The organism is Sphingobacterium sp. UDSM-2020 (genome assembly GCF_016132525.1).
Taxonomy (GTDB): domain Bacteria; phylum Bacteroidota; class Bacteroidia; order Sphingobacteriales; family Sphingobacteriaceae; genus Sphingobacterium; species Sphingobacterium anhuiense.
Window position 1 is genome coordinate 117,871 of the sequence record NZ_CP066166.1, and the last position, 14,190, is coordinate 132,060.

Genomic DNA, 14,190 nt, shown 5'->3' on the forward strand with positions numbered 1-14,190 from the left:
AGAATCAGTATAATTACAAAGAATGGAAAATTAAGCTAACACAGTAATCTGAGAACTACGTAAACAAGCCTTAACAATACTATTTAATTCGATCATAAATTTAGCTCCATCTAACAAATCTCTTAAATTCAAAACATCTTGAACTGCCAGGAGAAAGCAACGTTCTGTTCGAAAAGGCATTACCAATGTAAAATCCGCAGAACGTGCAGTGTCTGTTAGCATTTTCTCGACATCAATATTATCTATTGATTTCTTAAATTTAAAAAAGTCTGACACCGAAAAAGATGTCGTTGAACCCGCAAATTCCATCCAATAGCAGTTTTTACGACTACACTGATATATGGCACCAGTTTCAGTTTTAAAGACCTCTTCTACATTTGTTAATGGACAGATTTTGTTTGACATTTCTTAATTCATTATGATGAAGCAAAAATAATCATTATTTATAATCAATCCAAGTAAGTTTTAAATTATTTTGAACAATTATAAATAGTTGTCTTTAGCATAAAAAGAAGCCCAGATGCGCATTGTTAACTCCTTGTTTTACACAAAAAAAGACTAATCATAATGATTAGTCTTTCATTTATTAAACTATTATATACTAATATTCTTCTTCTTCAGTCGTCAAGATCTCTTTATGATTACTGGCCTGTGTTTTAGTTTTGGTCTTATGTTTATTAATCTGTCTCCTTAAGGATTCTACTGCAATATCAGTTGCTTCTTCAAAACTCTTAGCTTGTCCTTTTGCAAAAAGTTGACTCCCTGGTATATTTATTTTAATTTCCGATACCTTATTAGATTCATCATCTACATTCTCTAAACGTAAATAGCATTCTCCACCAATGATTGAGTCTAAAAACTGATTCAATTTACCTGTTTTTCTTTGGATAAACTCAATTAGCTTTTGATCAGCATTAAATTTAATTGATTGCACAGTAATGTTCATTTTTCCTCCTTTTTTTAAGCTTTTGGATGAGCTTGTTTATAAATAGACTTTAACCGCTCCGCAGAATTATGCGTGTAGACTTGTGTTGCCGCAAGCCCCGCATGCCCGAGGAGCTCCTTTATTGCATTAAGATCTGCACCATTGTCCAATAATGCTGTCGCGAAAGTATGTCGCAAAATATGCGGACTTCTCTTCTGTTGTGAAGAAACCATCGACAGACATTTATGCACAATTCTATAGATCAATTTCTCGTAGGCCGGTTTTCCCTCTTTAGTAACGATTAAGAAACTTGATTTATTATTTTCAATGTATAAACTTTTAGCGTGTAAATAAAGCTGTAGCTCTTTTATTAATGTCCCATTAATAGGAACTAACCTTTCCTTACTCCTTTTACCGAATATAAGAATATTTTTGTTATAATAATCAATATCTCTATCCTGAATTTGTAATAATTCTGCAAGTCGAATACCTGTACCAAATAAAAGTTCCATCACCAATTTATTTCGACGACTTTCAAAATCATGCACGTTCTCTTCTAAGTGGTCCAGCAACAACATCAATTTATCCTTCTCAACTACCACTGGTAACTTCTTAGGCATTTTCAGAGCTTTCACTTGTATCGGATTATCTTTCACAATATCCTCTCGCTGTAAGAACTTATAATAAGTCCGTAATGCCGAGATGCTTCGATTCACTGTCGTAGCCGATTTATTCGCTTCTGTCATCATGGCGAAATAATGACGCATATCACGATGGCCAACCTCTTCGAATGGAAGATGTTCATTCTCTAGAAACACTAAAAACAGACTAATTTCATGTAAATAAGCTATTAAAGTGTGTTTAGAGTAGCGCCTTTCATATTGAAGATACCGTTCAAACTCTTTTATATACATAATCCATTCTATTTGTAACTAATTTACCGAATTAAAGCGCATAAAAAAAGGGAAAAGTAAACTTTTCCCTATTTTATATCTTTTTAGAAACCTTAGATTGAAACCTCTTGGTTTAATCCTTGTTTGTAGATCGCTTTCTTAACTTGAATACGACGAGTTACAGATCTCTTTTCATAAGCTTGACGAGAACGTAGTTCTCTTAAAACTCCTGTTTTTTCGAATTTCTTCTTGAAACGTTTTAATGCTCTATCTAAAGATTCTCCTTCTTTTACATTTACGATAATCATGCTCTGTATATACCTCCTTTCGTAGCCTTTTAATTTTTAAAGTGATGCAAAGGTACAATTATGATTGAGATATACAAAAAGAATCTCACTATTTTTTCAATAAGCCTTCACGATAAATTAAATCATATAAGGTATCAGGTTTAGTGAGCAAATAAGTTTTTAATCCCAATTCACTCGCAGTCTTTAAATGCTGTGGACTGTCATCTATAAAAACCGTCTCATCGGGGACCAAACCATTTTCCTTTAATACAAATTGGAAAATCTCAACATTAGGTTTACGCATACCCATTAAATGTGAATAATAGTCTTTTTCAAAAAAAGCTGTATTATCATCGAGGTCAAAATTATTTTTTAAATAATCCATAATCCAACCATAATGAATTTCGTTATTATTGCTCAATAAAAATAAGCGATATTCATTTTTAAGATCGAGCAATAATTCATGATTTCCATCCGTCACACCAATTAACATAGCATTCCATGCAGCATCTATTTGTGTATCCGTCAAAGAATATATACCGGAAATTTCACGAATTCCATCTCGAAATGCTTTTGCGGGAATTTTTCCTTGTTCAAAATCATCAAAAAGTTTTGTTTGTGCTCGGTGACCATAATAATCTCGTACATTTTTGATTCCCAACTCACTAAAGGCAGACTCCATCCTCAAAAAGTCGATCATAAAGACCACATCTCCATAATCGAGGATAATATTTTTAATTTTTTTCATCTTTTTATTTTGAAATATCAATACAAATATCAATATTTGCATCGTCAAAACGCGGTAAACGTTACATTTTGACAAAATATAATAACCGCTCCTATAGCTCAGTTGGTTAGAGTAGAAGACTCATAATCTTTTGGTCACTGGTTCGAGCCCAGTTGGGAGCACTGTTTAGAAAGCCTTACTTTTAGTGAGGCTTTTTTGTTTATGGCGGAAGAAACACGATATTGATTAAAATTAAAACTGTAATGTTGTAACAACTATTTGGAGTTTATTTGAAGCAGCTTTAAATTTCAAGATCTCCATTTAAATCCTTCCACTCCGCCTCTTGCAAAGCTATTCATCTCATTTCTCTAAAAGCAAATATACAGGACTAATAGTGTTATCAAAAAAATATTGAGTAAAATTAGATATGTTGAATAAACAATTTTCAAAACTATTGATAAATAAACATGCGCTTATTATTTATAACAAATCTATCGATGGAAATAAAAAAAGGTCGTGTTAGACTTAACGCGACCTTTTCATCTACCTATGAAAAACATGCCCTTTTGGGATGGGCTTCACAAAGCTAAAATTTTTTTTTCACAAATAAGGGAAAATACCAAAAATAATGCGCAAACTACTGATTTTCAGATCATTTTTTTTCACAACAAACAATTCAAATGTATTATTTTTTAAAATATTAATCCATTAAAAGATGAATCAGGCACTGTTGTAATAATAAATTATTGGAGACAAAAAAAATGGTTAAGCACTTATTGTACTTAACCATTTTTTATGCTATATAAAACTAAAATTTACTATTTCAATTTATCTAACCAATCTTCTACCTCTTCCTTAGTTTTTCCGGTTTTCTTTTGAAGTTTACCTAATAATTCATCTTCTTTTCCCTCGGCGTACAATAGATCGTCATCCGTTAGATCTGCATATTGTTGTTTCACTTTACCTTTTAGTTCGTTCCAACGACCTTTCCATGTTAATTCGCTCATAATAAAATCTCCTTTTTTAAAGTAAATACTATAGATATAACACTTAGGAAGTGAAATTGTTTTCATGCGCTGGATAATTTGATTCGATTAACAAATATTTAACAGTACGGTAAAAAGAAATTTCTATTGTTGATTTAAAAAGAAGTACCTTCAACAATTCAAAAACATTCAACTTTTCTAATTTCTAATTGTTTAGTATGTTGAATATGGGCAATTCACTAATATTTATTCAGAACCTATACTTTCAATAGCTCTCAAGCCAAGCACAACAGCCATGAAAAGCTATCGCGCCTAGCTTGAGGATCAAATACATATATAAATAATTTTTTTAACACCATGTACATTCCTTAAAAAATAAATACGATCATTCTTAATAAACTCATTAAAAATAACAATGATCACCGAATACCATTATATCAACCTGTTTCAGTCATGAAACATAAATAAGGTAAATTCATCAAAAACAGCTGAACTAAAAAATCAGGCATATCAAATCATTTAATTATTTAAAAAATTTAAGAATTCAACATGAAAATAGCCTACATCAGTACTTATTTGCCAAAACAATGTGGAATAGCAACTTTTACCAATGATTTACTACAATCCATAGACCATCAGGATTCAACTATTACCCAACATATTATTGCTCTTTCAGACCGATCTTATTCTTATAATGAGGAAGTTGTTTTCGAAATTAACCCCCAACAGCAATTAGATTATATCCAAGCAGCCAATTTTATTAACGAGAATAAATATGATTGTGTAGTGCTGGAACATGAATATGGTATTTTTGGAGGTAATAGCGGTGTTTACATACTCTCTTTGATCAATTTACTTCATATGCCCTTATTGGTCAACTTACATACTATATTAGAAAAACCAAATATTGATGAAAGAGCAATATTGATTGAAATTGCAAAAAGAGCTTCTATCATAGTAGTCATGAGTTCCTATGCAATTGGACTTCTCCAAAAAATATATCATGTACATGAAAACAAAATACGTTTAATACCTCATGGAGTTCCAGCCTTTGATTACCAACAGAACGATGCAAAAGAAAAACTACAGTTGACAGATAGACGCATCATCCTTACTTTTGGCTTTATAGCTCGTAACAAAGGAATTGAAACAGTTATACATGCACTTCCAAAGGTCGTACAAGAATATCCTAATACTGTTTACCTTATTGTAGGAAAAACGCATCCAAACGTTTTATTGGAATCTGGCGAAGAATATCGGGAGTATCTAACTGCCTTAATAAAACAAATGGGCTTGGAAAACAACATCATTTTTGTCAATGATTTTGTCAGTAACGAAACCCTAACCACCTACTTAACGGCATGTGATATCTATATTACTCCCTATATTAATGAAGCTCAGATTACGAGTGGAACATTATCATTTGCTGTAGGGGCTGGAGCGGCTGTATTATCTACTCCCTATTGGCATGCGAAAGATTTATTGGCAGATGGAAGAGGCATTTTATTTGATTTTAAAAATCATAAAGAATTAAAGAATATTCTCATTGACCTATTTGATAACCCTAAAAAACTAGAAGAACTTAGAAGTAGGGCTCGCCATCATGGTGAAAAAATGACCTGGAACAAATTAGGCGGATCATATGTCAAGTTACTCCAAAAGCTCTCCTCTACACAAGTAAATCTCGACACCGATATAAAAATAACGATGTTAGAGCGTTTTCCAAAATTCAGATGGGATCATCTTGATCGATTGACAAATTATGTAGGAATTATTCAACATGCCACATTTGCAACACCTAACTATCGAGAAGGATACTGTTTGGATGACAACGCGAGAGCACTTTTGGTTAGCCTCATGCAATATGAAGCCTTTGGAGAAAAGGATACTAGAAAGAGAATCTCGACCTATCTTAATTACATTTACTATGCTCAAAGAGAGGACGGACTATTTCATAACTTCATGAATTTTCAGAATGAATTTTTAGAAGAAGTCGGATCTGAAGATTCTTTTGGTAGGGCTATATGGGCATTGGGATATCTATTTAATACAGCACCTTTTGTTGACTTCTATCAGTTAGGATCAAATATGTTTTTTAAAGCTATGCCACACTTTGAGAATTTAAAATCTATACGTGCTATCGCTTATACGATGATGGGTATTGCTGAATATCTAAAACAACAGCCAAATGATGAAAGAGTCACAGAGTTACTCCGTAAACTGGCTTTTAAATTAGTACATGAATATGATTCCAGTGCTGATGATGAGTGGAAATGGTTTGAACCCGTTCTGGCATATGACAATGCGATTATCCCACTGGCAATACTCATGTCAACCAAATATTTAAATGATGATAAGCTTAGAAAAATAGGATTTTCAAGCTTTTATTTTCTCGAAAATATCATTATGCAAAATGGGTTTTTATCTATTATTGGCAACCAAAAATGGGCAAAACAAAATCAGAATATAAGCAAATTCGGGCAACAGCCCATTGATGTTACAGCCACAGTACTTTTATTTAGGGAGGTATTTGAAATCACTAAAAATGAAGAATATTTTGAAAAAATGATTCGATCTTTTGAATGGTTTTTAGGCGAAAATGACCTTAAGCTCCCGCTATATGATCACAGCACCAAAGGATGCTGTGATGGGTTAGAAACTTATGGCATTAACCGCAATCAAGGAGCAGAAAGTACGTTATGTTATTTTATAGCCTACTTAACTGTTTATAAGTCTTTAAAAATCAAATTTCAGGTTGAAGAATAGCCTGAATCAACTCATTCAAGTTAATGGTCGCATAAGTCGAGGCATAGTCCGACATGGCGTAAGGCATAATTAACTGATCATTATGAACTATAGCACCACATGAATAGACAACATTTGGGACATACCCTTCTCTTTCCATATCATTAGGGGTTAAAATGGGGAGACTAAGGCGTCCAATTTCTATATGTGGATTTTCCAAATCTAATAATGAAGCCCCAATTGAATACTCGCGCATAGGGCCAACAGAGTGTGTAATAATTAACCATCCGGCTGCGGTTTCAATTGGGGAACCGCAGTTTCCGATCTGTATAAACTCATATGGACTTTCAGGTTCTTGCACTAAATGAATAGCTTCATTCCAAATGTTGATATAATCGGAATAGGCGATATAATTATTTTCACCATCAATACGACATAGCATAGCATATTTCCCTTTGATCTTTCGCGGAAAAATCGCGGCACCTTTATTTGCAATTTCTCCATGGATGGGCTTGACTGTAAAATGATAAAAATCCTTAGTTGTCAATAGTTTTGGTAAAATACTAAATCCGTCATATGCAGTATAAGTTGCATAATAGATAACCTCTCCCTTCGGTGTTATAAAACGAACAAATCTCGCATCTTCAATCCCCCTTTTTTCAGTATCAGAAATTGGAAAAATAACCCTTTCAGATATTGAAGTATCCAAAGAGAAAGTCATCTCATAATGCGATGAAGCGAGCCATATCGCTTGTTTCAATATACTATCATTATCCTCTGTATGCTCTATTTCAGCACGTATTCCCTCCACATATCTCTTCAGCTCCTCATATGTAAATGTTTCTGTTAGATTTTCGCTAAGCTTTTGCATAGCCGTCGCATCTTTTGGATGCAACTCAACCAATTTAGAAATGAAGCTATTTTTATTATACCGATGATTCTTAATATTGATAGGCTTGTCCAACAATGTTCCCACAACATCTAGATGAATATTATTTTCCGTATCAATATAACCAGAGCGGAATACGATCGAAGATACATGCCCCTCACCGGTTGCTCTAAAACTGATAATAACCCTCTTCTCCCCTTTATAAAGCTCGCTCTGATCTGGATGCTCAACAATAGATGGATTAAACAAAGCTGCCGATTCTATGGAATATTCCATCGTAAAATAAGAACCAATTAATAATTTGGCTGTCATCGATATTTTATCCGTCGGCATTTCTAATCTTTCCAATAGATGTCTTATGCGATCAAAATTACGCTCAAACACCTTCACAATACTGCGGTGTCGCTGAGAATAACTTCGCAAAACCTGTCCAAAAACTTCCTTTTGTTTTTCATCCGATAATTGTAGTACCCGACGAATTACTTTAATGGAACGTTCATCACCTAGTGAAAAAAAACGAGCAAGGACACGTTTGGTATCAGGCCTAAAATAAATATCTTTCCGATTAACTTGAACGGGTTTATACATACATATCAACAATAAAAGTGACTAATAAATTCTTTTTATAAAACACATCAATGATCACATTGTTATACAATTTAAGCACAAAAGATTATTAACAGTAATAAAAATCTTATTTTTAATTATTTAGAAGTACCTTCTACAGAGAAATATCATTCAAATTATAACGATTGTATGGTAAGTATAAAACACGTATTCGCTAAAAAACGGACCATTTATAAGCAATTTCGCAAAAAATTAATCCAGTTCAAATGTGCTATTTTATCTAAAGCATCCTCACTATATCCCCTTTGTGACAATATATCAAAAACCAACTGCATATCAGCAATAGTTTTCAGGTCATATGGACATTGTTCTTTACCAAAAGCGCCGTCAAGATCACTTCCTACACCGACATGATTTGTATTACCGGCCAATTGACAGATATGGTCAATATGATTGGCCATTACCTCTAATGAACAATTCATTGTCTTAGGGTCAGATACGCCTCTTACCCATCTGGGAACCATCATCCAGGCATCTAAAGCCACCCCAATTACTGCTTTTTTCGAAATCAAGATTTTGATCATATCATCGCTAAATTGTCTGTTATGGTCGACAAGTGCGCGACAATTGTTGTGACTAGCCCATATTGGACCATTAAATCTATCCATAGCATCCCAAAAAGCATCATCATTAAGATGAGTTGCATCTAAAATTACATTAAGGCGTTCCATCTCCCTTAATAACGCTATTCCCTTTGCATTTAGTCTCCCATTTGAGTCCGTACCATTCGCATACCTTCCTGGCCCATAATGAGCTGGCCCAACCGCACGTAATCCCTGCTCATAAGCATATTCGAGATAAGATAAATCAATTAAAGAATCAGCTCCCTCTAAACTTAGCAGAAAACCGATTGGTTTATTTGATTTATTGGTCTCATCATTCCAAAGAATGATATGCTCTTCTAAATCCGTTTTAGTTTTGATCATGCGCATATGCCCATCCTTTTCCATTGCTCTATACCAAGCTAATTGCCCTTGTGTTTGTGCCCAAGCTTGTTCTGGAGAATACCAACCAGGCAAAGAACTTCCCTTCTCCACGTATCTTGCAATTTGAGTAGCGACAACTAGGCCAATATTCCCCCTTTTCAGTTCACCAAAAGAGACTGTTGCATTTCCACGATCAGGTTTATCGTTCATCCCCTGCTCTCTACTATTTAGTTCAGCAATCGGAAGTCTTAAATCCCGATTCCATTCCATTGCATTCATACTAAGATCTAAATGCGCATCAAAAATCAATCTTTGTTTTTTCATCCTTTAGAAATTAATCTTTCTATCTCTAGCGGTTACATACCAATAATTATCGACCTCTCCATCAGTGATGACCACTAATTTTTCGTACAATGCCACAGTTGGACATATATGCTTTGGTACAGCATAGAAAGCTGCACCTATTTCGTATACTTGTGCATTTGGAACCTTTACGACCATATGTTCTTCACTTTGGCTTACGACTTCAAGATCGGGTTGATCTAAAAATTTGACACGCGGTAAAGCTGATTCACTTGCGACAGCTTTATATCCCAAATCCAAACAAATATGATGCTGATCAACAATACTTATAACACGGGTTAACAGTAATGCCGCATAATCAAAAGGTTGCTCTTTTAGCGTTTCTCCATAACCATAGTCCCAAAATACAAACGTTCCTGGACTACAAATCACATCAGTTCTATCTGCGTGAAAAGTAAAAGAAGGTGAACCTCCGATAATCATCCTTGATATTGAGCTACATAATTGGTTTAATAATAAATGTGCTTTACTTAATAATGCATATGATATAGCACTTTGTTCTTCTCTGATTTTGAGATCAGGGTCATGGATATGACCATCATATCCATGTACCCCCATCAAACGAAGCCCTGGAAGTGACAGTATGGTCACGGCTAACTTCTCGACCTCTTCCAATGCTACCCCCGTCCTATTCATCCCAATATTTACATCAATATACACATCCATAGAGCAGTCTGCTAAAACACATGCCCTATTTAATGCCCGAGCGCTCTCATTATGATCGATTAAGCACGAATAATTGGTTTTACCATAATGTTTTTTGAGCTTAATCAGACGCTCAATCTTAGGACCTGTTGGCTGATAAGCCAATAGGACGTCTTTAGCTCCTACATCTCCCAAAATTTCAGCTTCAGCTATAGTAGCACATTTAAATTGATTTATACCAGCTTTCCTTAAAGCAATACAGACATCTGTCGATTTATTTGTTTTGACATGTGGACGAATCCGGCTACAATCGCCCCCGACCATCTCAATAGCTTTTTGAATATTATCGACAACCCGCTCTTCATAAACCAGGAGTGCGGGAGAGTCTACTTCAGAAACATCATTTAATTCATACCAATGCTTAATCATACTGTTTCATGTAATTCAAACAAAGCTTCTATTTCTACAGGAATATTATCCGGAAGTGATCCAAATCCAACCGCACTACGCGTTCCGATTCCATTCTCAGTTCCCCAAACAGCAGCAAACAATTCACTGCAACCATTAATAATAGCTGGATGTGCTTCAAAATCAGAAGTACAATTGACCATTCCCAACACCTTGATTACACGTTTTATACGATTAAGGCTACCTAGATTAGTTTTTATAGTAGAAAGCATTGTTAATCCGACCTGTCTTGCGGCAAGTTTACCTTCCTCAGGATTAATGTTTGCTCCTATTCGACCGATAATTAATGATGCATCATCTTGTACAGGCCCATGACCAGATAAATAGAGATATTTACCATCAATTACAAAAGGTTTATAAACACCCTTAGGTGCAGGTGCCGGAGGTAATGTTAAACCTAATTTTTCAAATTGTTCATCTGCGTTATAATTCATAATATGTTATATATTTTATGTTATTCAAATTATTATTTAAGGTAATTAAATTTTAAGTAATGATCATATCCAACGCTAGGACAGCAAGTAAACCGACAACAGACACTATAGCTTCCATGATTGACCATGATAGAAGCGTATCCTTAACACTCAACCCAAAGTATTCTTTAAATAGCCAAAAACCAGCATCGTTAACATGTGAAAACATCAAACTGCCTGCTCCAATTGCGAGAACCATCAAACTTGGGTGAATATGCCCACCTGTAGCTAGTGGCAATAACACACCAGCCGCTGTTAACGCAGCCACTGTTGCAGAACCGATACATCCTCGTATCACAGCAGTTATCAACCACGCTAAAACCAATGGATGAATGGGTAAGGTTTGTAAATAATTAGCGAGTGCCAAACTGACCCCACTATCTTCCATTACTTGTTTGAACACACCTGACCCTGCAATAATAAATAAAATCATTGCTATATCTCTCACAGCTCCATCAAAGATCTCCATAATTGACTTGATACTTCGCCCCTGTTTTATGCCCAAGCTATATCCTGCAAATAAAATAGCCAGTAACATAACGAGGGTTGGATTTGAAATGAATTTCACCCAAGACAATAATTTTTCATTATCCGTATCAATTACATAAGGAAGAACTGTACCTATAATCAATAAAAAAACTGGAAATAGCGAGGCCAAAAAACTAATCCATGCACTGGGCACACTATAATCACTACCTACTTCAGTACCAACCGGTTTAAAAAACAGCTCGTGCTTTGGTCTTATATTTCGTAGTGTCATTCCAAAAATAGGACCTCCTATAATTATTGCAGGAGTTGCAATTAGCAGCCCGTAAATCAATGTTACTCCCATATCGGCATGAAATAATGCCACTAGTGCCACAGGAGAAGGATGCGGGGGTATGAATCCATGTGTCACTGATAATGCGGCAAGCATAGGAAGACCAATATATACGGCAGGAAGTTTATAGCGATAGGATATTGAAAATATCAGTGGCACTAACAGGACAAATCCTACTCCATAAAAAAGAGGGATTCCGACTATAAAACCAGTCAACATCAAACCCCATTGGATATACTTCTCTCCCATTAATCGTACCATGACTGCCGCTATACGCTCGGCGGCTCCACTATCTGCAACAATTTTCCCAAGCATAGCACCTAGTACCAAAATTAACATGAGGCTTCCCATTACTGAGCCAATACCTTTTTCAATAGCGAGAATAAGACGCTCCAAAGGCATGCCTAGCAAAATTCCAGAAATAACAGAAACTATTAAAAAAGATAGAAAAGCATTTATTTTTGCCTGTGTAATAAGAACAATTAGCAAAAACAAGCTTAATACAATGACGGTCAAGATCATTAGAGCAAGTTTAGGTCTATCCCAAAAGCATGTTTGCTTCAGAATATTGGTTCAATAAATCATTTTTTTCAATAATGAAGTTAGTGAACTAAACTCATAACTCCTAAAAAATATAAAAATAAAATCCTTTCAAACCTCTTCCCCAGTACAATAATGAAAAACTATATCAATCGTAATTTATTACAAGAAACCATTAATTTAATATATGTTGATGATTATTTTTATATCATAAAATTTATGACAAAAAGAACAATAGCTATTTTAAAACGAATAAGAAGGATGAAAAATAATTATCCGACAAAATTGAATGACAAATATTAGTGATTGAAACGCTTATTTGCATATCCATCTACAATTATACGAAGTTCATCACCTAGACTTGGATGTATATGAAAATAACCAGAAGGTTTACCTTTAACACGATAACTATTTAGTTTTTCATTCACACGCTTACTTCTAATATTATGTAAATTTCGATCGATGGCGGGATTTAAAACAACATAATTATCTTCAAAGTTAAAAATATACACTTGATCTATCCTAAAATATAAAGCTATATTAATATGTAAAAAGTGACACTCTGCTAATACTATTTCCGGATTTTCATCACCAAAGATAAACGGAATATCCAATCCGGAATCTAACAAACAGTAATCAAAGCCATCACCGTAAACATAAATTACGATATTAAAATTAACATCTCCAATGGGTTCAACTTCCAACTCTTCTGTAGAATTAATTAACTTCTCAACCCTTTTAATCAATTCGTCATTTGGATTTTCCTCACACTTTGGCTCTTCATTTTCTTTTATTGGAAGCTTTCTAAAATCATCTAAACTAAACTGATCTCCAGCTTTACCATAACTTTGATTATAGGCAAAAACCATCGCATTTTTAAAAATAGACTGAAAACCTTTTATAAAATGTAAAACAATAACACCAGCAATCAATACAGTGACTCCAGACAATATTATATAAACAGTATCTATCAAACCCCACTTATCCTCACTAGTAAATTCATTATAGCCAGGTCCAAATAAAAGAAAATATATACAAAATACACTAACCATAGGCAAATAGGGTAACAATTTCACCAAAGCATAATCAACATTTTCATTTTGTAGATATTCAAAAAAGAATATGGGAGAAACAAAAAATGTCGTTACAAGAGTTAATGAACTTATTACAAGCAAAGAGTAAAGAATATAAGTCCCATTTATAGAAGCTTTATCTAAAGCATTTATAATTATGAGTTTATGATATTGAAGAAAAACAACACTGATAACGACAACGAGTATACATAGCAGAATGTACAATACTATAGATCTTAGTCCAAGATTATTTTGAAATAACTTTCGCATAAGCTTTGATTTTATTGGTTATATAAATTTATTAATTTTTTATTTAAAAATCAAATATTAAACATGAACACAGCAATCTTACATGATAGTCAAAAAAAACAAAATAAAAATTAACTACTTAAGAGATATTTTTTTGATCTGTAGTTTTTAAAAAGTAATGCTTAATGTTACAGGCTGCAAACCCTAATAAATTATCAATGTAAATAGTATATTCAATTCTTATTGAAAGTATTCAAGAATCTGCTACTAAATGTTAAAAGCTCAAAAAATCTATTTTTAAATGCAGTAGGATATCTCTATATTATAAATAAATTAATTTAATCTAACATTAAAACAATAAATAAAAACAACAACACCAAAGATTAACCACAAATCAAATGCATAAAAAAGGTCAGAACTAAAACTTCTGACCCACCTCTATACTGCAATACAAAGTAAAACAATTTACCTTTAAACATTATTACTAATTTTATAGATAAAAAAACTCGCTAATATTAATAACACCAGTCTTTCCATCAATACCAATTAAATAA

The 14,190-nt window shown here is 33.8% G+C and carries 13 protein-coding genes and 1 tRNA gene; 2 read left to right on the forward strand and 12 right to left on the reverse strand.

The features are described from left to right. Positions 1 to 30 precede the first annotated feature (30 nt). The 5 genes from JAZ75_RS00580 to JAZ75_RS00600 form a co-directional block, all read right to left on the reverse strand. Positions 31 to 405: a DUF6686 family protein gene (locus JAZ75_RS00580; protein WP_021190396.1), complete on the reverse strand. Its 375-nt coding sequence runs from the start codon at positions 403 to 405 to the stop codon at positions 31 to 33. Positions 406 to 601: 196 nt separating this feature from the next. Further along, positions 602 to 946, reverse strand: coding sequence for a ribosome hibernation-promoting factor, HPF/YfiA family (hpf, locus tag JAZ75_RS00585; RefSeq protein WP_132773528.1), 345 nt, complete (start codon positions 944 to 946; stop codon positions 602 to 604). Between the two features lie 14 nt (positions 947 to 960). Continuing rightward, complete coding sequence (locus JAZ75_RS00590) at positions 961 to 1,839, reverse strand: tyrosine-type recombinase/integrase (protein WP_021190398.1); 879 nt, start codon at positions 1,837 to 1,839, stop codon at positions 961 to 963. A gap of 92 nt (positions 1,840 to 1,931) precedes the next feature. Next, positions 1,932 to 2,126 (reverse strand): 30S ribosomal protein S21, encoded by a 195-nt coding sequence (rpsU, locus tag JAZ75_RS00595; RefSeq protein WP_021190399.1) that lies wholly within the window; start codon positions 2,124 to 2,126, stop codon positions 1,932 to 1,934. An 88-nt stretch (positions 2,127 to 2,214) separates the two neighbouring features. Then, on the reverse strand, positions 2,215 to 2,853 hold the full coding sequence (locus tag JAZ75_RS00600) for an HAD family hydrolase (protein ID WP_207898588.1): 639 nt from the start codon (positions 2,851 to 2,853) through the stop codon (positions 2,215 to 2,217). An 87-nt stretch (positions 2,854 to 2,940) separates the two neighbouring features. Between JAZ75_RS00600 and JAZ75_RS00605 the strand changes: the two genes are divergently transcribed. After that, positions 2,941 to 3,014 (forward strand) — tRNA-Ile (locus JAZ75_RS00605). Positions 3,015 to 3,650: 636 nt separating this feature from the next. Here JAZ75_RS00605 and JAZ75_RS00610 read toward each other — a convergent pair. Then, a complete protein-coding gene (locus tag JAZ75_RS00610; protein WP_031289203.1) occupies positions 3,651 to 3,839 on the reverse strand; it encodes a CsbD family protein in 189 nt (62 codons plus the stop codon). 528 nt (positions 3,840 to 4,367) lie between these two features. Here JAZ75_RS00610 and JAZ75_RS00615 point away from each other — a divergent pair. Beyond that, a complete protein-coding gene (locus JAZ75_RS00615; protein WP_132773523.1) occupies positions 4,368 to 6,584 on the forward strand; it encodes a glycosyltransferase family 4 protein in 2,217 nt (738 codons plus the stop codon). Here JAZ75_RS00615 and JAZ75_RS00620 read toward each other — a convergent pair. The 6 genes from JAZ75_RS00620 to JAZ75_RS00645 form a co-directional block, all read right to left on the reverse strand. After that, complete coding sequence (locus JAZ75_RS00620) at positions 6,562 to 8,040, reverse strand: glycoside hydrolase family 130 protein (protein ID WP_132842510.1); 1,479 nt, start codon at positions 8,038 to 8,040, stop codon at positions 6,562 to 6,564. The genes JAZ75_RS00615 and JAZ75_RS00620 overlap by 23 nt on opposite strands. Positions 8,041 to 8,249: 209 nt before the next feature. Further along, on the reverse strand, positions 8,250 to 9,329 hold the full coding sequence (locus JAZ75_RS00625) for a dipeptidase (protein WP_208699661.1): 1,080 nt from the start codon (positions 9,327 to 9,329) through the stop codon (positions 8,250 to 8,252). 3 nt (positions 9,330 to 9,332) lie between these two features. After that, entirely contained in the window at positions 9,333 to 10,442 is a 1,110-nt protein-coding gene (locus JAZ75_RS00630; RefSeq protein ID WP_207898586.1) for a D-TA family PLP-dependent enzyme, read from the reverse strand. Next, the gene (locus JAZ75_RS00635) at positions 10,439 to 10,915 is read right to left on the reverse strand and encodes a RidA family protein (RefSeq protein ID WP_208699663.1); all 477 of its coding nucleotides are present in this window, start codon (positions 10,913 to 10,915) and stop codon (positions 10,439 to 10,441) included. Before JAZ75_RS00635 ends, JAZ75_RS00630 begins: the two co-directional genes overlap by 4 nt. A 52-nt stretch (positions 10,916 to 10,967) precedes the next feature. Then, complete coding sequence (locus JAZ75_RS00640) at positions 10,968 to 12,296, reverse strand: gluconate:H+ symporter (RefSeq protein ID WP_208699665.1); 1,329 nt, start codon at positions 12,294 to 12,296, stop codon at positions 10,968 to 10,970. 317 nt (positions 12,297 to 12,613) lie between these two features. Continuing rightward, entirely contained in the window at positions 12,614 to 13,657 is a 1,044-nt protein-coding gene (locus JAZ75_RS00645; protein WP_208699667.1) for a hypothetical protein, read from the reverse strand. Positions 13,658 to 14,190: the final 533 nt, after the last annotated feature.